A 25,536-nucleotide genomic window follows, 5' to 3' on the forward strand; every position below is an offset into this window, starting at 1 on the left:
AGAAGATCTCATGGGCTGGCCAGTTGTTGAGGACGTATTCCGGCGAGCAACAATCCCAGTGCATAGGTGAGGGCCCCGCCGGCAATTACCCCTGCCAACAGACTTAGCCTACCAAGGGCTCCAAAACTTTGCCACTGGATGCTCGCAAACAGCAACAGTACAACAGTCAGCGCCACAACGGCACCCAGACTGCGGCGGGCGAATGCCCATACCTCAGGTGATATCTGGTAGATATCGTCTGTGCCCAGCTTGCGATACAGCATGATCGCCTGTTGCCAGGCGGAGAGTGAGCTTGCCAGTGCCAGGCCCGTATGTGGGGCAATGAAGTCCATCCAGATCATGGGTAATACAAACAAAAGGTTATAGACCATATTGGTAATCAGAGCGATGATGCCAATACGGACGGGGGTGCGGGTGTTCTGACGGGCGTAGAAGGCCGGAGCGAAGATCTTGATCAACAGGAATGCCGGTAGTCCGGCGCCGTAGGCAATCAGACTATAACTGGCCATGGTGGCGTCGCTGGCTTTGAACTCTCCATAGCCGAACAGCGTCAACAGCATCGGTTCTGCCAGGATCATCAGGCTGATGCCTGCAGGCAGGCCCAGTATCAGTACCAGGCGAATGGCCCAGTCCAGGGTGCGCCGAAAATCGTCAGGTGAGTTCAATGAGTGTTCCCGAGCGAGCCGGGGCAAGATGATGGTGCCCAGAGTGACTCCCAGCATGCCGAGCGGAAATTCCAGCATACGATCGCTGTAATAGAGCCAGCTCAGGCTGCCTGCCGTCAGAAAGGAGGCGATCACGGTGTCCAGTAGCAGGTTTATCTGCGCCACCGATGAGCCCAGAATAGCGGGCACCATGAGTTTGAGAATGCGGCGTACTCCAGGATGCTTCCAGCCCCAGCGCGGACGTGGCATCAAGCCAATCTGGCGTAGGAATGGCAATTGCAGAAACAGTTGGACAGCGCCTGCCGCAAATACGCCCCAGGCCAGAGCCACGATAGGGTCGCTGAAGAAGGGGCTGAAAATCAGAGCCGCAGCGATCATGCAGATGTTGAGTAGAACCGGCGTGAAGGAGGGTACGGCGAACTTGCCAAAAGTATTGAGCATGCTGCCGGCATAAGCCACCAGGCTGATGAAGAACAGATACGGGAAGGTAATGCGCAGCATGCGAGTGGCCAGATCGAAGCGCTCTGGTTCATCGATGAAGCCTGGTGCAAACAACATGATGAGTAACGGGCTGAGCATGACGCCCAGTGTGCTCACCAGCAGCAGAATGATGGTGAGCGTGCCCGAGACGTGTGCTGCCAGATCGACCAGCGCCGCTTTGCTGCGTGTCTCCTTGTACTCCGTGAATACGGGTACGAAGGCAGTTGCAAAAGCGCCTTCGGCAAACAGTCGACGCAGGAAGTTGGGTATCTTGAAGGCAACCAGGAAAACGTCGGTTGTCGCGCCAGCACCAAAAACGATTGCCAGTATCTGGTCTCGTACAAAGCCCAATACCCGCGAGAGCAAGGTCATAAATCCGACAATGGTCCCAGAACGGACAAGATTTGCCGGTTTCATCGTGCTTGCCATTGACTTTTAGTGACATTGAGGGTATAAAGGACGGCTGAATTCAGTAATCTCAAGCTAGAGGGTATTCTGTGGCAAACACAGCACAGGCACGTAAACGCGTTCGCCAAGCCGAAAAATCTCGTCAACGTAACGCGAGCCAACGCTCGATGATGCGTACGATGGTCAAGCGCGTATTCTCGGCACTTGCTGCCGGTGACAAAAGCGCAGCCGAAACTGCTTATAAAGAAGCTGTTCCGGTTCTGGATCACATGGCTCGAAAAGGCCTGATTCACAAGAACAAGGCAGCGCGATACAAGAGCCGTTTCAACGCTCAGGTTCGTGCTCTGGCGTAATGCCGGCCGGGGCCGTAAGGCCCCGAGTCTGATGTAATCGGGATTTTCCCGGTTCATCGAAAAACTGCTCACCGGAAGACAATCATGTTGTCCCGGTGTACCAGTTCCGGTTCGCCGGAGTAGCCCAGCAGTTGTACGAATTGATCGCTGGACTGTCCCAGTATCTTGCGAGTATCCGCTGCGCTGTAGTTGGTCAGCCCTCTCGCAACTTCACGACCTTCCTTGTCGATGCAGGAAACCAGTTCTCCACGAGAGAATTCGCCTGAGCATGCGCGCACACCTACCGCAAGCAGGCTAGAGCCCTTCTCCTTCAATACTCGGCAGGCTCCCTCATCCAGTGTCACCGTGCCTTTGGCCCGCAGATGATCTGCCAGCCAGCGCTTGCGCGCGTCCAGAGGTTTCTGGTCGCTGGTCAGCATGGTTCCCAGGGGTTCGCCATCGCGCAGCCTGAGCAGAACATTGGGTTCGCGCCCGTTGGCAATGACAGTGGTGGTGCCGTTCTGGGCTGCCCGTTCGGCGGCCAGTATCTTGGTACGCATGCCGCCGCTGCCGATGCTGCTGCCGGGAGGTCCTGCGAGCGCAAGTATGTTCGGGTCGCTGGCGTTGGCGCGTTCCAGTAGTTGGGCGTCTGGGTTTGAGCGAGGATCTTTGTCAAACAGGCCGTTCTGGTCGGTTAGTAATACCAGCACATCGGCATCAATCAGATTGGCAACCTGGGCGCCTAGCGTGTCGTTGTCGCCCAGTTTGATTTCGTCGGTCGTGACCGTGTCATTTTCGTTCACGATGGGCAGAACGCCATGGGTCAGCAGTGTGGACAGGGTGGCCCGGGCATTCAGATAGCGTCGTCGATCAGCAAGATCGTCGTGTGTCAGGAGTATCTGTGCCGTTAGCTGGTCATAGCGTTCAAAGCCAGCTTCATAGGCGCGGATCAGTCCCATTTGTCCGACGGCAGCTGCAGCTTGCAGCTCGTGGACGCGTGTGGGGCGTTTGGGGAGTTTGAGGCGGGCGACGCCCTCGGCAATGGAGCCACTTGATACCAGTACAACCTGTCGATTGTCGGCTAGTAGTGCAGCTATCTGGGTGGTCCATTGTTCAATGATGGCATGGTCAAGGCCCTTGCCATCGGCGGTGAGGAGAGAGCTGCCTACCTTGACGACCCAGCGTCTGGCAGAGCGCAAACGGTCACGCATCGTCCGACGGCACCTCGTCAGGGTTCTTGTCTGAGGCCTGGTCAGGAGTCTGCTCGGGAATCTGTTCAGAGGCTACCTGGCCAACAATGTCGATCTTGTTGGTGCGTTTGGATAGTCTGGCGTATTCCGCCTCCTTCTCTTCCGCGTCCTGTTCGCGCAACAGTTCCAGTCGTTTCATGATGTCGGAGGCCAGGCTGCGTGTGCCTGCGCCGGTTACCGCCGAGACGCGATAGATCGGCCCAGTCCAGCCCAGTCCCTTGATGATGGCGTCGCAGTGTTCATCAGCATCATCGCCGCCTAGCAGATCCGTCTTGTTCAGTACCAGCCAGCGCTCTTTTTTGTAAAGGACTTCGCTGTGTTTCTTCAGCTCGTTAACGATCGCGATGCCGCTTGCGACAGGGTCGCTCTGATCAATCGGCATGACATCGATGAGATGCAGCAAAAGACGTGTGCGGCTGAGGTGCTTGAGGAATCGCACGCCTAGTCCGTGGCCTTCGGCGGCACCTTCAATGAGGCCTGGAATGTCGGCCATCACGAAGCTGCGATGAGGTTCAAGGCTGACCACGCCCAGATTGGGGTGTAGCGTTGTAAAGGGATAGTCAGCAACTTTGGGGCGTGCTGAGGACAGCTGGCGAATCAGAGTCGATTTGCCGGCGTTGGGCATGCCCAGCAGGCCGACATCGGCCAGTACGCTCAGTTCGAGCATGAGCTCGCGTCGTTCGCCGGTCGTTCCGTCAGTTGTTTTTCGAGGTGCGCGGTTGGTGGAGCTTTTAAAACGCGCGTTGCCTAGGCCGTGCCAGCCGCCTTTGGCCACTTCGATCATCTGACCTGGCTGCTGCATGTCGGCGATTATCTGGTCGTTGGCACGGTCTCTTGCAACGGTGCCTACGGGTACGTCGACAATGCAATCCTCGCCGCCGGCGCCTGAGCAATTTTGCCCGCGACCGTTTGCTCCGCGCTCTGCGAGGAAGGTGCGCTGATGCTGGAAGTCGGCCAGTGTGTTCAGGCCTTCGGTGGCTCGCAGAAAAACACTGCCGCCATCACCTCCGTCACCACCGTCCGGGCCACCTTTGGGAATGTATTTCTCGCGGCGAAATCCAAGCGCGCCGTTCCCGCCGTCACCGGCTATTACATTGATTCGAGCTTCGTCGACGAATTTCATGAGATTCTTGTTCGGGCAAAGAAAAACCCGCACTAGGCGGGTTTTGCTGTAGTCCTGCTTGTTACATAAAAAGTAACCGAGGGCTTCAGCCTTCTACGGCTGCAGGGATGATGTCTATGAACTTGCGGTTGTTGGCTCCGCGAACACTAAAGGTGACAACACCGTCGGTCTTGGCGAAGATCGTGTGATCCTTGCCGATACCTGTGTTGACGCCCGCGTGGAAGCGTGTGCCGCGCTGGCGAACAATGATGTTGCCTGCAATTGCGATTTCGCCGCCAAACTTCTTCACGCCGAGGCGTTTGGATTCTGAATCGCGACCGTTGCGAGTACTTCCGCCTGCTTTCTTATGTGCCATGACTGATTACCTGACTGATTTCTATACGATTGGGCCGAAAAACTAGCCAGCGTTGATGCCGGTAATTTGTAGCTCAGTGTAATTCTGACGATGTCCGGCCTGCTTGCGATGATGCTTGCGGCGCTTGAACTTGATGATTGTGACTTTTGTGCCACGGCCATGCGAAAGCACCTTGGCGCTGACGGATGCGTTTGCGATCAAAGGCGCACCAACGTTGACAGTTTCGCCATCGTTGACCATCAACACTTCGTCAAGAGTGACGTCGCTGCCGGCTTCCGCCTTGATGGTTTCGACCCTTAAACGGTCACCTTCGCTTACTTGGTACTGCTTGCCACCGGTTTTGACTACCGCGTACATGATAACTGGTCCTGAAACTGAGGCCCAAACTTGCATCGGGCACTTTGCGCATTGATGTGCGGTAAGTAACCGCGAACAGCCAGATACTATACCAGTGATAAATACTCATCGTCAATCGTTAGCGGTGCACATTGTGTGCAACTTGATGCTCGTAACGGTATTCACCGCCAATCTGATGGATTTGCAGCCCGTTTGTGCAGACGATTCGTCTGTTTCAACCGCGCCAGTGCAGTACTTTGCCTTCAATCCAGCCAATCAGTGTGCTGATCAACACACCGAGTACCGACAAGATGACAACTCCGGCAAACAATCGTTCCAGATCGTACAGAGAGCCGGCTTCCAGAATATAAGCACCGATGCCGTACTCCGCACCGAGCATTTCGGCCGCGACCAACAGAATGATGGCAATGGCGAGGCTGACTCGCAAGCCGGAAAGAATGCCTGGCATGGCTCCGGGAATGACAATCTTGCGGACAATTGAAAACCAGCTTAGCCCGAAACTCTGACCCATGCGGATCAGTGTCCGGTCCACGTTATCGACGGCGCCATAAGTGGCAACAACCGTCGGTGTGAAAGTACCAAAGGCTATCAACGCGTATTTGGAAGTCTCATCAATACCGAACCAGATGACAAACAGCGGAAGCAGGGCAATCTTGGGAATGGGGAAGAGAGCGGCCACCAGCGGCACCAGGCCAGCACGGATCAATGAGAACAGGCCAATGAGGATGCCGGTGGCCGTACCGACACTCACGCCAAGAGCGGCGCCGACAGCAAGACGCGACAGGGAGGGGGCCAGATGTTGCCACAGTAGTCCGCTACTCCACAATTGCTGGAAAGTGGCAAAGACATCAGAGGGCCGTGGAAGCGTCAGATTGGAGATATAGCCGGTTCTGGTGCCCCATTCAGCGACCAGGATGAGCACGATGAAGAGGGCGATGGCGACGCCACGTATCGGTCGCGGTGCAAAGCCTGCGCCTCTGAAAGGTACTTCTATGCCATTGATGGTTTTCACGTCGGTTGCCTGTCCGGTAATCGGTGCCGTTGTCAGGCTGGTGGTTGTCGAGGCTGGTTGCTTGCTCATTCTCAGACCAGTTCCCGATCGGCCTGGGCGGCTTCATCGCGCATCATTTGCCATAGATGCTGGCGGGTCTGTTCCATTTCAGCGTTGTTGAAATCGCGTTCGCTTAGCGGTGTGCTCATCGAAACTGTCTCGAAAATTCGTCCTGGATGGCGCGATAGCACAACAATTTCATGGCCCAGCCTGACAGCCTCTGACAGGTTGTGGGTTACATAGACCCCGGTGAAAGGCTCGGCTGTCCAAAGCTGCAATAAATCTTCGAGTAACAGCTCACGGGTCTGACTGTCCAGAGCCGATAACGGCTCGTCCATCAAAAGAACGGCCGGTTTGACAGCCAGGGCACGGGCGATGGCGACCCGCTGTTTCATACCTCCGGACAGCTGGCGCGGCAAGGCATGGCGAAAATCACTCATGCGAGTCCGGCTCAGCACGTCGTTGATGATCTGCTCGTGTTCTGCCCGACTCAGGTGGTGATCTTCCAGTACCAGGCTGATGTTGTCGGCCACATTGCGCCAGGGCAGCAATGCAAAGTCCTGGAAGATATAGGTCAGTGGATTCAGGCAGCCTTGAGGCGGCGTTCCCTGCAGTGTGACAATGCCGGTAGACGGTTTTTCAAGGCCACCCATCAATCGCAGTAGTGTCGATTTACCACATCCTGACGGACCGACGATACACAGAATCTTGCCGGCACTGACCTGCAGGTTGATGTCCTGCAGAACGGTGGTTTCGCCGTAGGCATGGCTGAGGCCTTGTAATTGCAGTTGCATGCTGCCTGAACGGTTTCCTGAGAGCTGACTATTGGCCGATGATGCGAACGTAGGAAGAATCGACCACGGTATCAATGTCGATACTGTCCTTCACCAGACCCTCGGACTTGAACCAGTCAAGCTGGTCTTTGATTGAGGCCAGGTTCATCGCAGCACCTTCATTGATGCGCATGGCGCCATTGATGATGCCGGGAGCCGCCTGCTCGTAATCCTTGTCGGTGTAAACGTACTTGTGAATCAATCTGACCATGTCGTCATGTGCTGCTGTTCCAGCCGTTTTGTCGACCAGTGCCGCGTTGAAGTCAGCGGCTCCTCGGGCGAATGCTGCCAGAAACGCTTTGTTCTGCTCCGCTTTATCACGAGCATTGCTGGCTGAAGTGAATAGGGTTGTCACCTGGTAGTCGGGTAGGTAGTCAGCAACCGAGCCTATGATCTTCCACGCGCCTGCGTCCGCCAGCGGTTTGGCGATATGGGGCACGATGGTCCAGGCATCAATCTGGCCGGACTTGATAGCACCAATAATGGCGCCGGTCTTTTGCAGTGGCTTGAACTTCAGCTTGGCGCTTTCTGCAGACGCAATCTTTGAGCCCATGTAATGAAAGGAGGAGCCCGCCTGAGTGATGCCGAAACTGTGGCCGTCAAGCTGTGCAGGGGAGGTCAGGCCTGCATCGTAGGCTGCATTGGAGGCCAGGATCTGCTGGCCGTAGATGCCGCTTTCCTCGGACAGTGCGCCTCCGATAACCTTGATTGCACCTTTTTCGGCGAGGGAAATCAGCCCACCCGAAATGGCTGTGACCGCGTAGTCTGCATCACCTGAGGCAATCGCCACGGCCATTGGCTGGGCCGCCTGGAAAAATTTGAACTCCACATCGAACCCGGCTTCTTCGAAATAACCGCGCTCGAATGCGACAAAACTGGCAGCGTGACTGGTGAATCGCAGAGCACCTACATTGATTTTTGTTCGTGCCTGGCCGATGGCTGGCATTCCGAACAGGCTGGCTGCGGCAGTGGTGCCAATGATTCCAAGTGCTCTTCGACGGCTGATTGCGCTCATTCACTGTATCCTTAGGGGGAAGTCACACCCTATTGTAGCGCTCAATAGTTGATTGCCCGCTGGGAACTTGCCAGTATCAAGAGCGTGAACCACATTTTCAGAACATGAACTCTCCTGCTACACAACTGATGACTTTGTCCATAGAAGATTGTCGAGCCTTGATCGCGCCGGGCATGGACCGTGTCGATGATCTTATCCGTCGACGCCTGGCCTCAGAGGTGGTGCTGATCAATCAGCTGTCAACCTACATAATCGGAAGTGGCGGTAAGCGCCTGCGCCCGCAGCTGGTCTTACTCGCTGCCGGCGCCTGTGGGCTTGATACAGCCACCGAGCCGCATCCGGTCACGGTGGCTGCCATCATCGAATTCATACATACAGCCACGTTGTTGCATGACGATGTGGTGGATGCTTCCGATTTGCGTCGGGGTCAGGACACTGCCAATGCCGTATGGGGGAACGAAGCCGCCGTCCTGGTTGGGGACTTTCTGTATTCGCGCTCATTTGAAATGATGGTGGAAGTCGGCAATATCGAAGTCATGAGCATTCTGGCTTCCACAACCAACCGAATCGCCGAAGGCGAGGTCATGCAGCTTCTGAACGTGCGGGAGCCGGGTATCACCGAGGCGCAGTACATCGAAGTCATTGAAGCAAAAACGGCACGTCTGTTTCAGGCAGCTACCGAGCTGGGTGCCGTGCTGGCCGGGGAAAGCACCGATCGACAAGCCGCTTTGGCAAGTTTTGGTATGCATCTGGGGACCGCCTTCCAGATCGCCGATGACGTGCTGGACTATCAGAGCGATAGCGAGACGATGGGCAAGAACATCGGAGATGACCTGGCGGAAGGCAAGACGACGTTGCCACTGATATACGCCATGCGTGATGGTACAGCCGAACAGGCAGCGACGGTGGCGACAGCCATTCGTGAAGGCGGATTGGGACATCTGGCCGAAGTGCTGGATATCATCAAGAAGACTGATGCTCTGAATAATTCCATGAAACGTGCGGCCGAGTCAGCCGAGAGTGCCGTTGCCGCTTTAGCACTGCTGCCCGAATCACCCTATCGTCAGGCGCTGGAGCGGATTGCTCTCTACTCGATAGAGCGCACCTCCTGAGACTGAAGCGCTGGACCGGTAGTACTCTGCCTGAGGCTGAGCCCGCTGGGCCGTTAGGTACTGCTCGTTATCCCGCGCTCAGGCTCTGGAGCTACGTGCGGGACTGAGTCCGAGTCCGAGTCCGGGACCGAACAAGTGGATGTTCGGAGTTCTGCGCGAAGGCGACTTTCCTGCGGCTTCTGATCAGTGTGAACAGGGCGAACAGAGCGCCACCTGACAGAGTGATCGGCCCCGCACTACCGACAGAGACACTGCTATCGCCCGCGCCGCCTCCAGACTGGGCAGTCGACAGTAATTGGCCTTGGTCATCTGCTGCGGCCATGGTGGTCGGTGTTGAGCTGGATAGTTCCAGATCAAATCGTACAGTGGCCTGATTGTTCTGTAGCTCGGTATCGCTGAAGTCATCCGGAAACAACTCGGTGCTGATCAGTGCCTGTGGATCGCCATCGATCGGAAAATCTGCAGAGACAGAGACGCTTTGAAAGCCTTTGGCGGCCAGGGCCTGGTGCTGGCAGTGCAGTTGCGATCCCTGAATCGTGCAGCCTGCTGAAGGTGCGGATAGCTGTGCAGCTGCGGGGAAGTCGGTAATGCTGCTGACTTGAGAGACAAATCGTGTTGCGTCCTGATTGAGCGCAGTAATGGAGACATTCAAACGATAAGGTGTATCGGTGGCTTCAGCATCCAGGCTGATGCCCACATCGATATTGTCAGTCACGCATGCTGCCGACAGGGTCTGCTGCATCTTGTCGATGCTGCAGGATGAAAATACCGGCCGGGTGCTGCCCGATAGCTCAGACGACATGATTTCGCTACCGGTAATGGCGCTGTCAGTGAGGCATACAGCGTCATCGTCATGCTCTGCCCCGAGATTATGGGCAATCTCGTGAGCAGACAGCAGCATGCCATAGGGAAAAGGGGTGGACATGCTTACGTCATACCCGTCCAGTCGACAAGCGGTATTGATCCATCCAAGACCAATGACTTTTTCTCGATCATCATGCCCACTGAACAGGTGGACCAGAGCCAGGTCTGCAGGCAATTGTTCGTCGGCGATGCGAATCTCGCGAAACTCTTCCAGAACCTGATCCACGTTGCCTTGAAAATCCCGCAAGGGATCCTGATCAGGGTCGTCATAAACCCGGAAGCTGTCGACAACCACTGCAAGGCCTAGTTGGTCCTGATACAGCCCATCAACGCCATTGATGACGCCCAGAGCTTGTGCAAGTCCGCGCTGGTTGTGATATTCGTTATATTTACTGTCAATCACGATGCCAATTTTGACCGCTCGGGCAGCTACGGGTTCGAGCTTGTTCGTCGGCGTGCCTGCTGAGTCTGCATCGTTCGCATTCGCAGAGATATCAAGATCGTTCAGCTGGGTTGAGCTGCTTGGAATCTCTTCCATAATGGTGTTGCCGGACAATTGCGACAGGGTCTGGCCGCCCATGCTGTCATCGTATTTCAGCTCATACAGATTGCCGCCACTGAAGAGGTGTCCTTCGAAATGACCCTCGCCAATATCTTCGTACGAGATTCGTGCCCAGGACTGTTCGTCATTGATGATGACGCCGTCAAAGAACTGCGGCAAGTCGTACAGGGCTTCCTGCAAAATGGATGAATTGCTCAGCAGCTGCTTGGGGGTTAGCTGGAGTTGCCATTGTTGGTCGATACTGGCAATGTCGAGTTGCTGAAGTTCTTCATCAAAAACGGTTGTGACCGGCGAATTGAACGGCAGTGACCGATCAGCAAGAGCTGATGTGATTGGCAGCACGCAAAACAGGAATGTCAGTAATACCCACTGGCACGCTTGTCTGGTTCCGCGTGCATTTGATAGCGGGATTTGCATAGACTGAAGTCTATCAGTCAGTTCGGGTTTGAATGCGCAGAAAATATGAACGTTTGTTCAGATGGGCGCAATTGCTGACTACTTCACGAAGCCCAGTGCTGGGAGCGTTTCACAAAACTGCCATTCGCCATTCTTGAGTGGCCATACTTCGTAGGGCCCGATGTGTGTGCGGATCAGGCGCAAGGTGGGGAAGTTCACAGCGGCTGTCATGCGTCGCACTTGCCGATTACGGCCTTCCTGCAGGCTGATCTGTAGCCAGCTAGTCGGTATGTTCTGACGAATCCGGATGGGCGGATCGCGCGGCCACAACACCTCGGGTGGATCCACCTGGCTGACTTGCACCGCACGCGCGGGTCCATCCTTGAGTTGCACACCTTTGCGCAACTGCTCGATGGCTCTGGCGTCAATCTGGCCATCCACTTGCACCAGGTATTGTTTGGTCAGCTTGAATCGTGGGTGGCTGATGCGCTGCTGCAAGGCCCCATCGTTAGTCAGAAGCAACAAGCCTTCGCTGTCTCTGTCCAGTCGTCCGGCAGCATAGAAGCCTGGAGCTTCAATGTAATCGGCTAATGTCTTGCGTTTGTCAGCATCGGTGAACTGGCACAGAACGCCAAACGGCTTGTTGAACAGCACAATGCGGTGCTGCGCGCTTGCCTCGCTCACTTGTCAGCCAGGCGACGGGCAGTGCGTTCAGCCAGATCGTCCATCAGTCCTGCATCCACCAGAGCGTTGAACAGTAGCCTTTCGTCTCGGGGTGGACGTTCGCAGGTGGTGAGATCCTGCGGCAGACGATCATCGTTGATCAGACCCGTTAATGAACGTGCCAGGGCGATTGTGGATTTGTGCTCATACAAAAGCCTGCTGACTCGTGGAGCGCCTCGAAAGCGCATCATCGAAACCTCTCCCAGGTTTGCCAGCAAGTTCTCCAGATCATTCCATTTGTTGAGCAGGCGAGCTGCCGTTGTCGGGCCAACGCCCGGTACGCCGGGAATGTTGTCGCTCTTGTCGCCACTGAGTGCCAGCCAGTCCGGGATCTGTTCCGGTCTGATCTTGAATCGTTTGTGTACTTCGTCATAAGTGGCGATGCCGCGACGCCCGTAATCCCAGTACAGGTCATTTTCTGTGATGAACTGGGCAAGATCCTTATCCCCCGTCACGATGGTCACAGGCAGATCCTGGCGGCTGGCCATGCCGGCAAAGTGACCAATGATATCGTCGGCTTCAACCTGGTCGCTGCCCTGCGTCATGATGCCCAGTGCCTGTGCTACCTGCTTGCATCGGGCAAACTGGGGGACCAGATCCTGAGGTGCTGGTGGGCGATCGGCCTTGTAGGCGGGGTACAGCTGGTTGCGAATGCCTTTTCTGAAACATTCGTCGAAGGCGCACAGCATCATCGTCGGGCGATGGTTTTCGATAATCTGGCAGAGCGTCTCGGTAAAGCCCTGCACAGCATTGTCGGGCTCGCCGAAGCGATTACGCGTATCTGCCGGCAACCCTTGCCAGCCGCGAAAAACATAGATACTGGAGTCCACCAGAAAGAGAGCTTGATGGATCACGAGTTATTGGTCAGTTCGAGGTTGCTGGGATGATTAAGAGTGAGGCTCTGCTTGCCTGCTGATGTTCCAAGCCAGCCGCGAACCTGAATTTCCTGGCCAATCAGCTTGCTCAGCTCTGATGCTGCAAGCTCGCCGCTTTTCGGCCAGAGGGAACCAAGTTTGACTTGCAAGCCATTGTCTAGAATCAGTTTTGTCTTGCCTTTGTGGCCCTGAATTTCCTGCACGTGGCCGGTGGCTACATGAAAGCCGCGTTCCCGGCCTGTCAGCGGGCTGCTGTTCAGCTGCCAGCTACCAGGGGATTGCCAGATTCCCAGACCTGCATCGCGAGCTTGTAGCTCTAGCGTGTGCAAGGTATCGGCGCAGCGGGTGTTGCGGCCTACGGCTACCGCCAGTCCCATACCTGTGGCGATCAGTGTCTGTGCAGCATCCTGCCCATCCGCACGTCTCAGGTGAGCTAACAGGCGGCCATAACGGTCGTGTGCATCCTTGCCTGAGATGATCAGCGCCTGAGTGTTCTCGAGAAAATTCTCCAGAGCCTCTTTGGCATGCTGAGCCATGAGCCGGTCTTGTTTGTCCGGTGAGTTCAATTCGAGTGTGTTGAGTCCGATCAGTCGTACACGACGTTGGTCGTCAAGAACAACAGTGTCGCCGTCAGTGACTCGGGCGATGGTGACCTTTTCTGTCTGTGCCTGTTCAAGGCAAGAGGTCAGTTGTGGCAGGTTGTCTGCCGCTGCCAAAGAACAGATGAATAACAAGCTTACGCAAAAAAGGCATCTCAATGGATGCCTTTTTCGCACTCTGTCGGCGAGCACCACCGTCTGTGGGCCGCCGATATTAGCCGACGTCCGATTACTTGGCGCCGTAGCGTCGACGGAACTTGTCAACCTGACCTGCAGTATCCATTACTTTTTGCTTACCCGTGTAGAACGGATGGCAAGACGAACACACTTCGATACCCAGATCGCGTCCAGATGTGGAACCCGTTTCAAACGTGTTTCCGCAACTGCAAGTGACTGTGATTTGCTTGTATTCGGGATGGATTTCCGGTTTCATAGCAACCTCCCGGTTATAAAAAATGGAACCGGATACTAGGGCCGTTGGTTTTGAATTGCAAGGCTCGGGGTCAAGCTGATGCTCAGATCGCCGCTAAAGTGCAATATTTGATGGATTTTGCCCATGCTTTGGCGAATATTGGCTAAATTATTGTTCAAGGTGAGCGTGCCGCTGGTTTTGCTGGCAGGTATGTTGAGTTATGGCCATTACCTGCGTGGCGGTGATCCGGGAGCTCTATGGCAGGGTATTGCCGGACGTGCTTCGGACCAGGTGGCGAGTCTGTTTTCAGGTGTTCGCAACGATGCCTCGAAAGTGACAGGGGTGCTGACTCGAGGTGTCTCCCAAGTGAGCGGCATTGAAGGCCAGGAGGGGTTGACCCAGGTCTATATGTGGAAGGATGCCGCCGGTGTGACCCATTACAGTACTGCCGAGCCGGCTGGCGTCATTGCCAAGATCATCAGCGTTGATCCAAACGTCAATGTGCTGGCCCCTGTGCGAGCGCCAGTAGCTTCAACTCGGCAGGTCGGTGGGGTTGAACCAGGTGATACAGGAGAGCCGAGTGGGCAAATGCCGGGAGTGGCAGGTCAGGTTCTGTCGACACGCGGTCATGACCAAGGCGGTGACACTGAAGGCTCAACAACGGGTGCTGACATTGATCCTGCGCAGTTGCTGAGAATGATTCAGGCTGCACAGAAGTAAACCCCCGCGCTGTTTGATGCAAGGGTTTGTGCCCGCAGGAGATCAGACTATTCTCGGGCAGGCTTCTGGCTCATGCTGTTGGCGCTCAGCTAATGGGGTTGAGCGGTATGACCGGATAACGACGAACCCCGGGCAGGAACATCTCAAGGGTGTCGTTCAGCCAGTTGAATCCGGTGGGGGTCGCCTTTAGTTGTAGGCCGCTGCGCTCCAGCAAGCCTCGCTCTATGGCTTTGTCAATCGTGCTCTGCCACGGCAGCAGTGAGGTGCCGGTATGCTGCTCGAAAAGTGGTACAGGAAAGCCGTCGACCAGACGCAGCGCATTCATCATGAATTCAAGACCGGTCTCTTCCAGAGAAATAATATCCTCACTGCCGAGTCGTTCGGCGGCGCAAGTTGCCTCCAGATAGCGGGCTGGGTGCTTGTGCTTCCAGCGTCGCACAATGGTTCCATCGGCCGCTGAGCTGATTTTTCCGTGAGCGCCAGCACCAATGCCCAGATAGTCACCAAACTGCCAGTAGTTAACATTGTGCTGTGAGCGGTGCGAGGTGCGCGCATAGGCTGATATCTCATAGCGCTCGAAACCGGCGCCCGTCAGTGTGTCGATAATTTCATTCTGCATGTCGGCACGCGCTTCATCATCAGGCAACTTGGGTGGGAAGCGGGCAAACAGAGTATTGGGTTCCAGCGTGAGCTCGTAGCAGGAAAGGTGCGTTGTTTCCAGATCGATGGCAGTGCGAAGATCCGCCAGAGCGGCGCTTGTGGATTGTTCTGGCAAGCCGAACATCAGATCCAGATTGATTTCTTCGAAGCCTGCCTGCTTGGCGATGTCCACAGCCCGCAATGCTTCATCCGCCGAATGCACCCGGCCCAGAGTCTTGAGTGCCTGCGGGTTGAAACTTTGAATGCCGATGGACAGACGGTTGATTCCTGATTCCCGATAATCTCTGAAGCGTTGCTGTTCAAAGGTTCCGGGATTGGCTTCCATGGTGATTTCGACCGTGGGTGCAAGTGCTGTCAGTGCACGAATGCCACTCATGAGCCGCTCTACGGCGGCTGCGCTGAGCAGGCTGGGCGTACCGCCACCAATGAAGACCGTACTGATTGAGCGCCCCCAGACGAGCGGCAGTTCGTCAGCCAAATCGTTCAGCAGGGCATCGATATAGTGCTGTTCGGGGATGTCGCCACGCTGCTCGTGTGAGTTGAAATCACAATACGGGCATTTTTTTACACACCAGGGAATATGCACATACAGCGATAACGGTGGCAATTCCCGAAAGTTACGACTCACAGAGGCGCAGCTCCTTGCTCGTGAATGGCCTTGAGTCGATCGACCAGCAGTGCGACTGCCTTGCCGCGGTGACTGAGTCGGTTCTTGCTTGCTTTGTCCAGCAGCGCCGCTGCCGTATGGGTGTCATGGTTGCAGAACACCGGATCATAGCCAAAGCCGCTATCGCCTTGCGGGGCGTGCAGGATGTGCCCTTCCCAGCTGCCCTCGGCAATCAGGGGCGAGGGGTCGAATTCATGTTTCAGGTACACGACCACTGTGCGAAATCTGGCACTGCGTTGCGCATCGTCGGGCAAGTCGCTCAGCTGAGCCAGCAACAGTTCGTAATTGGCAACATCGCCAGTGCCGGCATCGTGCCGTTCGGCATGGCGGGCAGAATACAGCCCGGGAGCGCCGTTCAGCGCGTCTACTTCCAGGCCCGAGTCATCTGCTATTGCTGGCAGCCCGGATGCGGCTGAAGCATGTCGTGCCTTCAGCAACGCATTTTCGACGAAAGTGTGCGCCGTTTCCTCGGCAGCCTTGATGCCCAGGCTGTCCTGCGCAATGATTTCCATCCCGACTGGCGAGAGAAGATCATTCAATTCCCGGATCTTGCCGGGGTTGGAGCTTGCGAAGACAACCTTTTGCATTTGACGTTCTCTCAGGGAACCAGGCGCACTATTTCGATCATCAGTCCTGCAGACAGGCGTTTTGCGCCTCAACCAGCTGACTGATGCCATGACGAGCCAGTGCCAGCATTTCCTGCAGTTCATTATCACGAAATGCATGGCCTTCCGCCGTGCCTTGAATCTCGATGAAACCGCCGGCTTCGTTCATGACAACATTCATATCGGTTTCAGCGCTGGAGTCTTCAGCGTAATCAAGGTCCAGTACTGATTGACCTGCCACGATACCCACTGAAATAGCTGCAACCTGACCGTGTATCGGGTTACGTTTGATCTTCCGCTGCTTTTGCAGAACCTGCATGGCATCTACAAGCGCCACGTAGGCACCTGTAATGGCCGCTGTTCGGGTGCCGCCGTCTGCTTGCAACACATCGCAATCAACCGTGATGGTGCGCTCACCGAGTGCGTCCAGATCAATGGCAGCTCGTAACGAACGGCCGATGAGTCGCTGGATTTCCTGGGTACGTCCCGATTGCTTGCCAATGGCAGATTCACGTTTCGCTCTGCTGTGTGTCGCGCCGGGCAGCATGCCGTATTCAGCGGTTACCCAACCACTGCCTGTGCCTTTGAGCCAGGGCGGGGTGCGATTGTCGATACTGGCAGTACACAATACTTTTGTGTCGCCCATCGCAATCAGCACTGAGCCAGCTGCATGTTTGGTGAACTTGCGAGTAAGCGTTATTTGGCGAAGTTCGTCGGTGGCTCGTCCGCTGGGGCGCATAGGCTGACTTGTATTGATTCTGGGCGGCAGAGTATACCTGCTCACTCGGCGGGCAGCGGCAAGCAGAACCCTTGGATTCGTGTAAATTGCCGTATTCAGTGAAAACAGGGACTAAAACCGACCATGTTGCGTAGCATGACGGCCTTCGGGCGCAGCACCTTGAGCATCGACGGTGGTGAGTTGCTGTGCGAGATTCGCTCGCTCAATCACCGATATCTGGATATCAGCATTCGATTGCCTGAAACGTTACGCGCTGTCGAATCCGAGGTTCGTGAACGGCTGACAAAATCTGTACATCGAGGCAAGATCGAGCTCAGTCTGAGAGTCAATGAAGTCTCGGACAGCACGGGTGGTATCACTATCAATACCGCTTTGCTGGCAGAGCTCGCCCAGGCCGCCGGTCAGGTGGAGGGCTTGACCAGTGCCAGCTGCATAGTGGACTCGGTCAGGTTGTTGCAGTGGCCAGGGGTCCTGGTGATCGGCTCCGGCCTGTCAGATATTCCAACGGATGCTGCGCAGACGGCTTTTGCCCAGGCTTTGCAGGATTTCATGGCAACCCGTGAGCGGGAGGGGCAGCAGATGGCAGCTTTGCTGATGACAAGAAATGCTCAAATACATGAACTACTTGCGAAGCTACGTCAGCGGCGCCCCCAGGTTCTGGCAAAGCAGCGGGAGAAGTTGCTGGTCAGACTTGGACAGCTGGCAGTGGATCACGATGAGGACAGGCTCGAACAGGAACTTGTTCATGTTGCGCAACGCCTGGACATCGACGAGGAGCTGGATCGTCTGGATGCTCACGTCAGCGAACTGAGTCTGGCTTTGCAGCGAGATGAGCCTGTGGGCAGGCGACTGGATTTTCTCATGCAGGAATTCAATCGCGAGACAAATACAATCAGTTCGAAATCATCGGACAAGGACACAACAGCCATCGCTGTCGATATGAAAGTCCTGATTGAACAAATGCGAGAACAGGTACAAAACGTTGAATAATCTGACAGTCCCAAAAGCATGAGCAAAAAGGTCAAGAAAAAACCGTATGACTGGCCGCCGCCGCTTGAGCCGGATGTTACCTATGTGCCTAAGCAGCGCAACCCGATCCATTCGATTCTGACGGCACTGCCCGTTATCATGCTGATAGTGGGTCTGTACATTCACTTTCAGAGTGAGTCAGAGCAGAGTCACAGCGCGCCCATTCGAGCAGAAAGTATGGATGCAGAAGGTGTGTTCACCGGTCTGTCGGTGGTTAAATCCGGCTCGACCGGTCGCCATTATCTGTGGTTCGAAGAGGCTGGCAAGGCGCGTGGTGCGCGAGTGCAGCCAAGCCAGGCGCAGGCGCTGGAATCACTGGTTCGAGGCGAGATGATTCAGCTCAGCATGGCGCCCAGTGTGTCCGGTTCAAACACCCATTGGGTCTGGCATGTGGAGCAGGATGGTGTGGTTTTTCTGGATTTGTCCGAGCAGTTGCAATAGCATCACGCACGCGTTTCACTGAGCGCAAGATCTTTGGCATGCTTCTCGGCTGCCGCCTTGCGGGTAAAGTGAATGCTGATCTTCAGTCCCGGGTTGGTTGGATTGCCAGGATCACTGTCACCGATGGTCATCTTGGCTGAGTGCAGGCGTATCACGGCTTTCACCAGGCTCAGGCCCAGCCCGTTGCCTGGCGAATTGCGTTCGTTTTCGAGACGTACAAATCGTTCGAAAACCCGCTCACGCTCGGCTTCGGCAATACCTGGCCCGTTGTCCGACACAGTGATGCTGAAGGCTTCGCTATTACCCTCAAGACGCAGACGTACCTGCCCACCCTTGGGGGTGTATTTGATGGCGTTGTCCAGAAGATTCGTCAGCGCCTGGCCAATCAGGTGTCGATTGCACTGGAATGTCGGGTTACTGTTGATATCGCTGCGGAAAGTCAATTGACCTTCTTCTTCGGCAACTGCCTCATAAAGCTCGGCAAGCTCCCCTGCCAGATCACCCATGCGGGTCGGCTTCCATTGCGCAGAGTCGATTCCGGCTTCTAGCCTGGCTATGCTCAACATGGCATTGAAGGTGTGAATCAGGCTGTCGGCATCACCGATGGCTTCATCCATGACGACACGGTAGACATCCGGATCACGTTCCTCAAGCAGGGTGACTTCCAGCCGGTTTCTCAGGCGAGTCAGCGGGCTGCGAAGATCATGCGCCACATTATTGGTGACCTGCTGCATGCTTTTCATCAAATCCTCGATTCGATTGAGCATCTGGTTCAGCTTGGTCGAGATTTCATCAAACTCGTCATCGCGAGCCGTCACACGCAGACGTTGTGACAGATCTCCGCTCATGATCTCGGATGCGGTACGACTGACAGAGTCGATACGCCGCAATACGCTGGTGCCTATCCAGAGCCCACCAATCAGTGAGAACAGTAGCGTCAGGCCGGTTGCACCAACGACCAGTGTGAAGGTGTGGTCCAGCAAGGCCTGTTCATCACTGATTTCATGGCCGATGGTCAGTTTCAAACCGTCTGACAGCTGTGTTTCAGCGACCCGAACCGGATTGAACGCGCGCGGGCTGCCAGGTGGCAAATCAGCGACATCGCCCATGTTGCGAGTCGTGTGTGAGCGCACTGATTTCAATTTCAGTGGCAGAACGGCGTCGGTTGATTTTTCCTTGCTCTTTTCGGCCATGTCGCTATTGGCCAGATAGTAGAAACGTCCGTAGGTGTCGATCTGGTTGCGTCGCTGGATGGCTTCGAGCAGCTCGGGCATCGCCCCTGATTTGTAGAGATTGATCAGATAGTCGGTTTCCAGACGAAGTCTGGCATCCACCTGTAGTTCTATCTGGTCACGGGTCGACCAGTAGATGAAGCCCAGGGTGGCTGCCGACAACGTGCTGAAGACCATGGCGTAGATCAACGCCAGTCGAAACGCCGAGGTGCGAAACAGGCGGCGTTGGTCGAGTCGTTTGAAAAGACCACGTCGCAGTCTGCCCGCTAACCCCTCCTTAGCGGGGGCGTCAGGCTCAGGGCTCTGGACAGAATTGTGCTGCAACATGATGTTTGTATGGCGCTATGGGGTATTCACACAACGCCTGAAAGTGATTCCGGACGCATCCTTGCAGATCCGTCCGGGCTCAATGGCGAGCGCTAACTGGTTTCAGCGGGAGAGGAGACTTCCTGCAGCTTGTATCCGGCGCCGCGCACAGTGTGCAACAGCGGGGAGTCGAAATCCTTGTCGATCTTGCTGCGCAGACGACTGATCTGCACATCGATGACATTGGTTTGCGGGTCAAAGTGATAATCCCACACGTTTTCCAGCAACATGCTGCGAGTGACGACCTGACCGGTATGTTGCATGAGATATTCAAGCAAACGGAATTCCCGCGGTTGCAGGTTGATGTTGCGCCCCGAGCGCGTGACCTTGTGCTTGATAAGATCAAGTGTCAGGTCTCCAACGTGCAAAATAGTGCCTTGAACGCCTGTGTGTGCACGCCTGGTCAATGCCTGCAGCCGCGCCGTCAGCTCACTAAGCTGGTAGGGCTTGGTCAGGTAATCGTCGCCGCCTGCCTTGAGTCCGGTAACGCGTTCGTCGACATCATCCAGAGCGCTGAGGATCAGCACAGGGGCCATGTTGCCCATGCGACGCAGCTCCTCGATGACTGACAAGCCGTCTCTCTTGGGAAGCATTCTGTCGATGATCATGGAGTCGTAAGCGTTGGCTATAGCCATCTCCAGGCCCAACTCGCCGTCGGCAGCATGTTCGACGCTATGCCCACTTTCGGTCAGTCCTTTGACAAGGTATGCCGCTGCCTCGGTGTCGTCCTCGACTAGTAAAATTCGCATGTAGCCCCCATATTTTGGTAAAGCGAAAACAACTTTTAAAGGTATGTAGTGACTAACAGGCATGTAATGCAACGCCTGGAGTCAGAAATTGGTCAATTAGTGCACCGACTTCCCTTGATTCAACTAGTTACGTGAAAAACCACGGAGTTCAAACCATGATCAATACGCTCAAGCCTCTCTGCCATGTAAGCCCTGACAAGGAAGGCACCGTGCGTTTGCGAGCCATTTCAATCAAGTCACGTCTACTCAGTACTACCAGAATATATCGAAATCCAATTGTTTGGTTGGCATTGATGCCCATTCTTGCTGTAACGCCATCCTTTGCCGATACGCTGCCTGATTTCAGCCAGCTTGTCGAGGAACAGGCAGACACGGTTGTAAAAATTTCCGTTCTGACTGTGGAAGAACAAAGCGTTAGCAGTGGTTTCCCGGGAATCAATCCAGACCAGATCCCCGAGCAGTTTCGTCGTTTTTTCGAGCAAATGCCACAAAATCCTGACCCCGAACCCCGTCAAGGTGCCGGATTTGGGAGCGGATTCATAATTTCCGACGATGGTTACATCATCACCAATGCGCACGTCGTGGACAAAGCCACTGAGATAAAGGTCGGGCTCAATGATCGACGAGAATATACAGCAAAGCTGATTGGTAGCGATACAGCAAGCGATATAGCGTTGCTCAAGCTGGATGCTGGCACGCTGCCCTCCGTGACCATTGGTGATTCCGATACATTAAAGGTCGGCGAGTGGGTTCTGGCGATTGGTTCTCCATTCGGATTCGAGCATACAGCGACTCAGGGCATCGTTTCCGCACTGGCCAGAAGTTTGCCCGATGACACATATGTGCCGTTCATCCAGACGGATGTCGCTGTTAATCCGGGCAATTCTGGTGGTCCGCTGTTCAATACCGATGGCGAGGTGGTGGGTGTGAATTCCCAGATATATTCGCGCTCCGGTGGGTATCAGGGCCTGTCGTTCTCCATTCCCATCAATGTTGCGATGTCGATTGCCAATCAGTTGAAGGAAAGTGGATTTGCGACGCGTGGCTGGTTGGGTGTTGGCATTCAGAATGTGGATCAGTCGCTGGCTGAATCCTTTGGCCTGGACAAGCCCGAAGGCGCACTGGTGTCTCAGGTTACCGCTGAAAGCCCCGCTGACAAGGCCGGTCTTGTCAGTGGCGATATCATTCTGCAGTTCAATGGTCGTGCAGTCGCTTATTCGAGCGCTCTGCCGCCATTGGTAGGTGCGGTGGTTCCCGGAGAGACGGTCAGCATGGAAGTCTTGCGCAATGGCAAGATGAAGACGCTGGATGTGACCATAGAGCCACTGGATGAGGGTCGGCAAGTGAGTGCAGTAGCCACACCGGATGCGATTGATGAATCTCGTCTGGGCGTTGAAGTTGCCAAAGTGCCTGCGAAGCAGGCCGAAGAGATGGGAATCAGTTCGGGGGTGGTTGTCGCGAAGATAGATCCGGATGGTGTTGCTGCGAAGGCCGGTATTCGTGAAGGCGACGTGATTCTTTCACTGAACAGAGAATCCGTTGACAGCGTCAGCAAGCTGGAGGAGCTGACCAAAGAGGCACCCGCGGGCGAGGCCATACCGATACTGGTTCAGCGTGAACGCTCACCAATGTTCCTTGCGCTGACCTTACCCTCCAGCTGAGGTTGGCTTCAGACAAGTCAAGCTGACGGTGGCCCGGCGGGTTGAAAAACCACGCCGGGTCACATATGACACCGATCTTTTCCGAACCAGGCTCAGGCAGCTGTGCTTTTTGTGAAGCCGGACAGTTACCGTTTATTTTTCTGGTTTGTCTGTATCGGTTGCGGCGCCGTCAGTCACCATGATTTCTTCAAGTGTCAAACCAGTCAGACGATTGACAGTTCGCCAGATGAACCAGAAAATGGCCAGCATCATGATCATTGATGGGATGGCAATGACCGGGTAGCTCAGCAGAGTCATGCGGCCCAGCTCTTCGTTGAATGCACTAGATCCGCTTTCACTGGTAACGATGAATTTGGCCAGAAAGTAATTCATCACGGCACTGAACAGGAAAGTCCCTGCCAGCAGGGTGTTGGCATGATCGAGTCGGGTTTCAAATTGCGCTCGAGTATTCATCTTGTCCAGTTCACCATCGATTTTTTCGACGTTCATGATGGTTGGATTGAACAGCAATTTTCTGATGAGTGGGTAGCCAAGTTTGTTGGCCACCAGTACACCAATACCGATGCACAATGGTATGGCAGCCTCTTTTATGGCGAGCCATTGGGCATCCAGCTTGAGCAGGCCAATGCCTCCGGTCAGCATGACACTGACAACACCCAGCACCGCCATCATATTGCGTTTGCCATTGATGAACCAGTCGTACAGGCCATAACCGATGGGGAAGGCCAGTGCCAGAATCAGGGCGTTGGTAGCCCCCAGTTTGTCATCACCACTGAATTTCATGAGGATGATCGAGGGCAGGACAATGCTGACGATCAAGTCTACAAAGGGACTTTGCTTGGCAGGCGTTTTCTTGTTGGTATCTGTTTGAGTCACTGTATTGTCTGGTGTTGGCGCATGGCGAGTATAGCGGTATGACGGGGCATTGAAGTTAGCTCTGACGTATGATTGCCGGGTAGACTAAATCAACACATTGATGGCTAACAAACAAGAAGACCAGGCATTCAGTGTATTGCCCTGCACTGATCTGCAGGCCGATATCGCTTTTTATACCCGAGAGTTGCACTTGCAGCTGTTGCGAGTCTATCCGTCTGACAATCCGCACTCGGCAGAACTTTCCGGCTTTGGGTTGTCTCTGCTATTGGATACGCGGTACGCAGGTGCTCCCGGCCTGCTGGTGATGAAGTCAGAAGCAAAATCACGCAGCACCCTGCACTCGCCCAGCGGTACTGAAATCAGGTGGGAGTCGCCGGTTGAGCCATTCATGCAGAGTTTCGCGAGTCATCGAACCGAAATCTGTACGTTGCGAAGTACTCCATGGACGGCAGGGCATGCAGGTACTCATAGTCGGGACCTTATCCCCAGTCGGTTGAATGGCGGCATTATCGCCTCGCATATCCGTATCCCCAATGGTGGTCCGGTGCGTGATCGTGTGCACTATCACACCGCCGGTTTCCAGCTGCTGTTTTGTGTGCAGGGTTGGATACAGTTGGCGTATGAGGATCAGGGCCCACCAATTACGTTGCGTGCGGGTGATTGTGTGACACAACCGCCGCATATACGCCACCGGGTGCTGGAAACATCAAACGGGCTTGAAGTCATCGAAATCGGCACGCCGGCAGAGCATGTCACCGCTATTGATAACGACATGCAGTTGCCGACGGGGCGAGTTGACAGCCACCGCCTGTTTCATGGCCAGCGGTTCTGTCATTTCACATTGGAAAGCGCACGCTGGCAGCCGCATCGACTGCCGGGCCTGGCCGCTGCAGATACGGGCGTTGCTGAGGCCTCGGCCGGTCTTGCCGGCGTACGAATGCTCAAAGCCATGGGGGCCTCACCCTCCTACGTCACCTCGCATGATGCGCAGTTATTGTTTACCTATGTCGTCACTGGCAGTGTGCGCATCAATAGGCAGTTACTGGTTGCTGGTGATGCCTTTACGCTGCCACCTGATGATGAATATACGATCGGTGACATCTCCAGTGATGTCAGCTTGCTGGAGGTTTCTCTGCCAGGCACTTTTGCCACCAGAATCTAGTGTGCCGGTCGGCATCACCGCAGATCCACTAGTTGTTATTGACACCTAGTCTGATCAATCTGAACGATCGTTGTCCGGGCGCAAGCTCGATATCCAGCGTGCGACGTTGTCCGATGATTGCCGAATTGCCATCAGAGCCATTGATCAACAGTCGCAGAGAGTGTGCGCCAGGTTCAAGCGGAACCCGGATCAGCGTGAGGTAGGCGGGTAACGTCTCCCAGCTGCGCGTATCGGCTTGTTCAAGTGCCAGAAAAAGCAATTTCACGATGCCGCCTGCAAGCGCATCGTGGCTTTCAATCGACTCCGAGACGCCGTATTTGGCCGCCAGGCGCAAGGCCTGCCGGGCGGCGATGCTCTTGCCTCTATCGGCCAGGGCGTCACTGGATATTGCTACCAGCTGCGAGTCAGCGCGTTCGACTGGCAATGGTTGATTGTCCGCGAGTACCTGCACCGTCGGTGGACTGTTGCTGGATGCGGGGTAGAAAGGAAATGAGATTCGGGCATTGATATCGATGAACAGATCACCCGGCAGTTTGGGCTGGATAAAGCCTGTGGCAATAAACAAAATCAGTTCGCTCTGTTTTCTGGACAATGGCTTTGGTTCGGCAATACCGAAGTCCTCTGTCAACTTCCTGTATTCGACTCGAGCACTGTCGTACTGACCGGCGGCCATGAAACTCAATGCCATGACGGAGCGGGTGAACATGTCCTGCTTCAGTACATCACCGTATTTTTCGTACAAAGCGACGGCGCGGCGTGCCTCCACGGCAGCGCCCTGAGGGTCGTCCAGCATTAGATAATTGAGCATCTGGAACGTGTGTAGCCACAACCTTTCGCTGTACTCCCCGCTATACCGGGAAGCCCAGTCGCTGGTTAGTATTGCTGCCGATTGGTCACGCAAGCTGACATAGTCAAGATCGTCGACCAGCTGAATGGCTTGTTCGAAGGCGGCAATACTGTCCTCGTAATGCCCTGCTGTTTGTGCGATCAGCCCGCGATCCATATACAGCAGTAGTTTGTTGCGCCGGGAAACGCTGGCCTCAGACAAAGTCTGCATGGCCTCATTGGTACTGCCATGACGAAACTGATCACGTGCCACATTCAGCACACCAGACGTCGCACAGGCCTGCAGTGCGACTACTGAGAGAAGCAGTAGGGCACGCAGACTATGTTTTCGCAGGGCACTGATGAGCAATGATGGCATCCGGCGCAATTAC

The 25,536-nt window shown here is 55.1% G+C and carries 27 protein-coding genes; 7 read left to right on the top strand and 20 right to left on the bottom strand.

Annotated elements, in window-relative coordinates:
* Positions 1-8: 8 nt before the first annotated feature.
* Positions 9-1,562, bottom strand: a complete 1,554-nt coding sequence (gene murJ / locus IMCC3135_RS01620) for a murein biosynthesis integral membrane protein MurJ (RefSeq protein WP_088921628.1) — start codon at positions 1,560-1,562, stop codon at positions 9-11.
* Between the two features lie 80 nt (positions 1,563-1,642).
* Between murJ and rpsT the strand changes: the two genes are divergently transcribed.
* Entirely contained in the window at positions 1,643-1,906 is a 264-nt protein-coding gene (rpsT, locus tag IMCC3135_RS01625) for a 30S ribosomal protein S20 (RefSeq protein ID WP_088915995.1), read from the top strand.
* 68 nt (positions 1,907-1,974) lie between these two features.
* Here rpsT and proB read toward each other — a convergent pair whose 3' ends face one another.
* From proB to IMCC3135_RS01660, 7 genes are all read right to left on the bottom strand, one after another.
* Positions 1,975-3,096 (bottom strand): glutamate 5-kinase, encoded by a 1,122-nt coding sequence (gene proB, locus IMCC3135_RS01630; RefSeq protein WP_088915996.1) that lies wholly within the window; start codon positions 3,094-3,096, stop codon positions 1,975-1,977.
* Entirely contained in the window at positions 3,089-4,258 is a 1,170-nt protein-coding gene (gene cgtA / locus IMCC3135_RS01635; RefSeq protein WP_088915997.1) for an Obg family GTPase CgtA, read from the bottom strand. The genes proB and cgtA overlap by 8 nt, the downstream gene beginning before the upstream one ends.
* Positions 4,259-4,343: 85 nt before the next feature.
* On the bottom strand, positions 4,344-4,613 hold the full coding sequence (gene rpmA / locus IMCC3135_RS01640; protein WP_088915998.1) for a 50S ribosomal protein L27: 270 nt from the start codon (positions 4,611-4,613) through the stop codon (positions 4,344-4,346).
* Positions 4,614-4,655: 42 nt separating this feature from the next.
* On the bottom strand, positions 4,656-4,970 hold the full coding sequence (gene rplU, locus IMCC3135_RS01645; protein ID WP_088915999.1) for a 50S ribosomal protein L21: 315 nt from the start codon (positions 4,968-4,970) through the stop codon (positions 4,656-4,658).
* Between the two features lie 214 nt (positions 4,971-5,184).
* Positions 5,185-6,051 carry an ABC transporter permease gene (locus IMCC3135_RS01650; RefSeq protein ID WP_088916000.1) on the bottom strand — a complete coding sequence of 289 codons (867 nt, stop codon included), beginning with the start codon at positions 6,049-6,051 and terminating at the stop codon, positions 5,185-5,187.
* A gap of 2 nt (positions 6,052-6,053) precedes the next feature.
* Positions 6,054-6,815: an ABC transporter ATP-binding protein gene (locus IMCC3135_RS01655; protein WP_088916001.1), complete on the bottom strand. Its 762-nt coding sequence runs from the start codon at positions 6,813-6,815 to the stop codon at positions 6,054-6,056.
* Between the two features lie 28 nt (positions 6,816-6,843).
* Complete coding sequence (locus tag IMCC3135_RS01660; protein WP_088916002.1) at positions 6,844-7,869, bottom strand: ABC transporter substrate-binding protein; 1,026 nt, start codon at positions 7,867-7,869, stop codon at positions 6,844-6,846.
* A gap of 134 nt (positions 7,870-8,003) precedes the next feature.
* Here IMCC3135_RS01660 and IMCC3135_RS01665 point away from each other — a divergent pair, with 134 nt between their 5' ends.
* Positions 8,004-8,981, top strand: coding sequence for a polyprenyl synthetase family protein (locus IMCC3135_RS01665; protein WP_418251431.1), 978 nt, complete (start codon positions 8,004-8,006; stop codon positions 8,979-8,981).
* 91 nt (positions 8,982-9,072) lie between these two features.
* Here the strand turns inward: IMCC3135_RS01665 and IMCC3135_RS01670 are convergent, their stop codons facing one another.
* From IMCC3135_RS01670 to rpmE, 5 genes are all read right to left on the bottom strand, one after another.
* Positions 9,073-10,824: a M12 family metallo-peptidase gene (locus IMCC3135_RS01670; protein WP_088916003.1), complete on the bottom strand. Its 1,752-nt coding sequence runs from the start codon at positions 10,822-10,824 to the stop codon at positions 9,073-9,075.
* Between the two features lie 78 nt (positions 10,825-10,902).
* Entirely contained in the window at positions 10,903-11,487 is a 585-nt protein-coding gene (locus IMCC3135_RS01675; protein WP_088916004.1) for a pseudouridine synthase, read from the bottom strand.
* Positions 11,484-12,380 carry a 5'-3' exonuclease gene (locus tag IMCC3135_RS01680; protein ID WP_088916005.1) on the bottom strand — a complete coding sequence of 299 codons (897 nt, stop codon included), beginning with the start codon at positions 12,378-12,380 and terminating at the stop codon, positions 11,484-11,486. The genes IMCC3135_RS01675 and IMCC3135_RS01680 overlap by 4 nt, the downstream gene beginning before the upstream one ends.
* Positions 12,377-13,117 (bottom strand): thermonuclease family protein, encoded by a 741-nt coding sequence (locus IMCC3135_RS01685; protein WP_205737862.1) that lies wholly within the window; start codon positions 13,115-13,117, stop codon positions 12,377-12,379. Before IMCC3135_RS01685 ends, IMCC3135_RS01680 begins: the two co-directional genes overlap by 4 nt.
* 112 nt (positions 13,118-13,229) lie before the next feature.
* The gene (gene rpmE / locus IMCC3135_RS01690; protein WP_088916007.1) at positions 13,230-13,433 is read right to left on the bottom strand and encodes a 50S ribosomal protein L31; all 204 of its coding nucleotides are present in this window, start codon (positions 13,431-13,433) and stop codon (positions 13,230-13,232) included.
* Between the two features lie 123 nt (positions 13,434-13,556).
* On the opposite strand from rpmE, the gene IMCC3135_RS01695 reads away from it, so the two are divergent.
* Positions 13,557-14,132, top strand: coding sequence for a DUF4124 domain-containing protein (locus IMCC3135_RS01695; RefSeq protein ID WP_088916008.1), 576 nt, complete (start codon positions 13,557-13,559; stop codon positions 14,130-14,132).
* Positions 14,133-14,217: 85 nt separating this feature from the next.
* Here IMCC3135_RS01695 and hemW read toward each other — a convergent pair whose 3' ends face one another.
* The 3 genes from hemW to rph are packed head-to-tail and all read right to left on the bottom strand — an operon-like array spanning position 14,218 to position 16,803.
* Positions 14,218-15,420 carry a radical SAM family heme chaperone HemW gene (gene hemW, locus IMCC3135_RS01700; protein WP_088916009.1) on the bottom strand — a complete coding sequence of 401 codons (1,203 nt, stop codon included), beginning with the start codon at positions 15,418-15,420 and terminating at the stop codon, positions 14,218-14,220.
* Positions 15,417-16,046 carry an RdgB/HAM1 family non-canonical purine NTP pyrophosphatase gene (gene rdgB, locus IMCC3135_RS01705; protein WP_088916010.1) on the bottom strand — a complete coding sequence of 210 codons (630 nt, stop codon included), beginning with the start codon at positions 16,044-16,046 and terminating at the stop codon, positions 15,417-15,419. The genes hemW and rdgB overlap by 4 nt, the downstream gene beginning before the upstream one ends.
* 40 nt (positions 16,047-16,086) lie before the next feature.
* On the bottom strand, positions 16,087-16,803 hold the full coding sequence (rph, locus tag IMCC3135_RS01710; protein WP_088916011.1) for a ribonuclease PH: 717 nt from the start codon (positions 16,801-16,803) through the stop codon (positions 16,087-16,089).
* A 123-nt stretch (positions 16,804-16,926) separates the two neighbouring features.
* Between rph and IMCC3135_RS01715 the strand changes: the two genes are divergently transcribed.
* Positions 16,927-17,793, top strand: a complete 867-nt coding sequence (locus tag IMCC3135_RS01715; RefSeq protein WP_088916012.1) for a YicC/YloC family endoribonuclease — start codon at positions 16,927-16,929, stop codon at positions 17,791-17,793.
* Positions 17,794-17,811: 18 nt separating this feature from the next.
* Positions 17,812-18,273, top strand: coding sequence for a hypothetical protein (locus IMCC3135_RS01720; RefSeq protein WP_088916013.1), 462 nt, complete (start codon positions 17,812-17,814; stop codon positions 18,271-18,273).
* Positions 18,274-18,275: 2 nt separating this feature from the next.
* Here IMCC3135_RS01720 and IMCC3135_RS01725 read toward each other — a convergent pair whose 3' ends face one another.
* Positions 18,276-19,832, bottom strand: coding sequence for a sensor histidine kinase (locus tag IMCC3135_RS01725; RefSeq protein WP_088916014.1), 1,557 nt, complete (start codon positions 19,830-19,832; stop codon positions 18,276-18,278).
* A gap of 92 nt (positions 19,833-19,924) precedes the next feature.
* Positions 19,925-20,620 carry a response regulator transcription factor gene (locus IMCC3135_RS01730; protein WP_088916015.1) on the bottom strand — a complete coding sequence of 232 codons (696 nt, stop codon included), beginning with the start codon at positions 20,618-20,620 and terminating at the stop codon, positions 19,925-19,927.
* Positions 20,621-20,775: 155 nt separating this feature from the next.
* On the opposite strand from IMCC3135_RS01730, the gene IMCC3135_RS01735 reads away from it, so the two are divergent.
* On the top strand, positions 20,776-22,281 hold the full coding sequence (locus tag IMCC3135_RS01735; RefSeq protein ID WP_236994726.1) for a DegQ family serine endoprotease: 1,506 nt from the start codon (positions 20,776-20,778) through the stop codon (positions 22,279-22,281).
* Positions 22,282-22,413: 132 nt separating this feature from the next.
* Here IMCC3135_RS01735 and IMCC3135_RS01740 read toward each other — a convergent pair whose 3' ends face one another.
* Complete coding sequence (locus tag IMCC3135_RS01740; RefSeq protein WP_088916016.1) at positions 22,414-23,157, bottom strand: VC0807 family protein; 744 nt, start codon at positions 23,155-23,157, stop codon at positions 22,414-22,416.
* 100 nt (positions 23,158-23,257) lie between these two features.
* Here IMCC3135_RS01740 and IMCC3135_RS01745 point away from each other — a divergent pair, with 100 nt between their 5' ends.
* Positions 23,258-24,319, top strand: a complete 1,062-nt coding sequence (locus IMCC3135_RS01745; protein ID WP_088916017.1) for a cupin domain-containing protein — start codon at positions 23,258-23,260, stop codon at positions 24,317-24,319.
* A 28-nt stretch (positions 24,320-24,347) separates the two neighbouring features.
* On the opposite strand, the gene IMCC3135_RS01750 is transcribed toward IMCC3135_RS01745, so the two are convergent.
* The gene (locus tag IMCC3135_RS01750) at positions 24,348-25,523 is read right to left on the bottom strand and encodes a COG3014 family protein (RefSeq protein WP_088916018.1); all 1,176 of its coding nucleotides are present in this window, start codon (positions 25,521-25,523) and stop codon (positions 24,348-24,350) included.
* Positions 25,524-25,536: the final 13 nt, after the last annotated feature.

Origin of the sequence: Granulosicoccus antarcticus IMCC3135 (assembly GCF_002215215.1) — a bacterium.
Taxonomy (GTDB): Bacteria; Pseudomonadota; Gammaproteobacteria; order Granulosicoccales; family Granulosicoccaceae; genus Granulosicoccus; species Granulosicoccus antarcticus.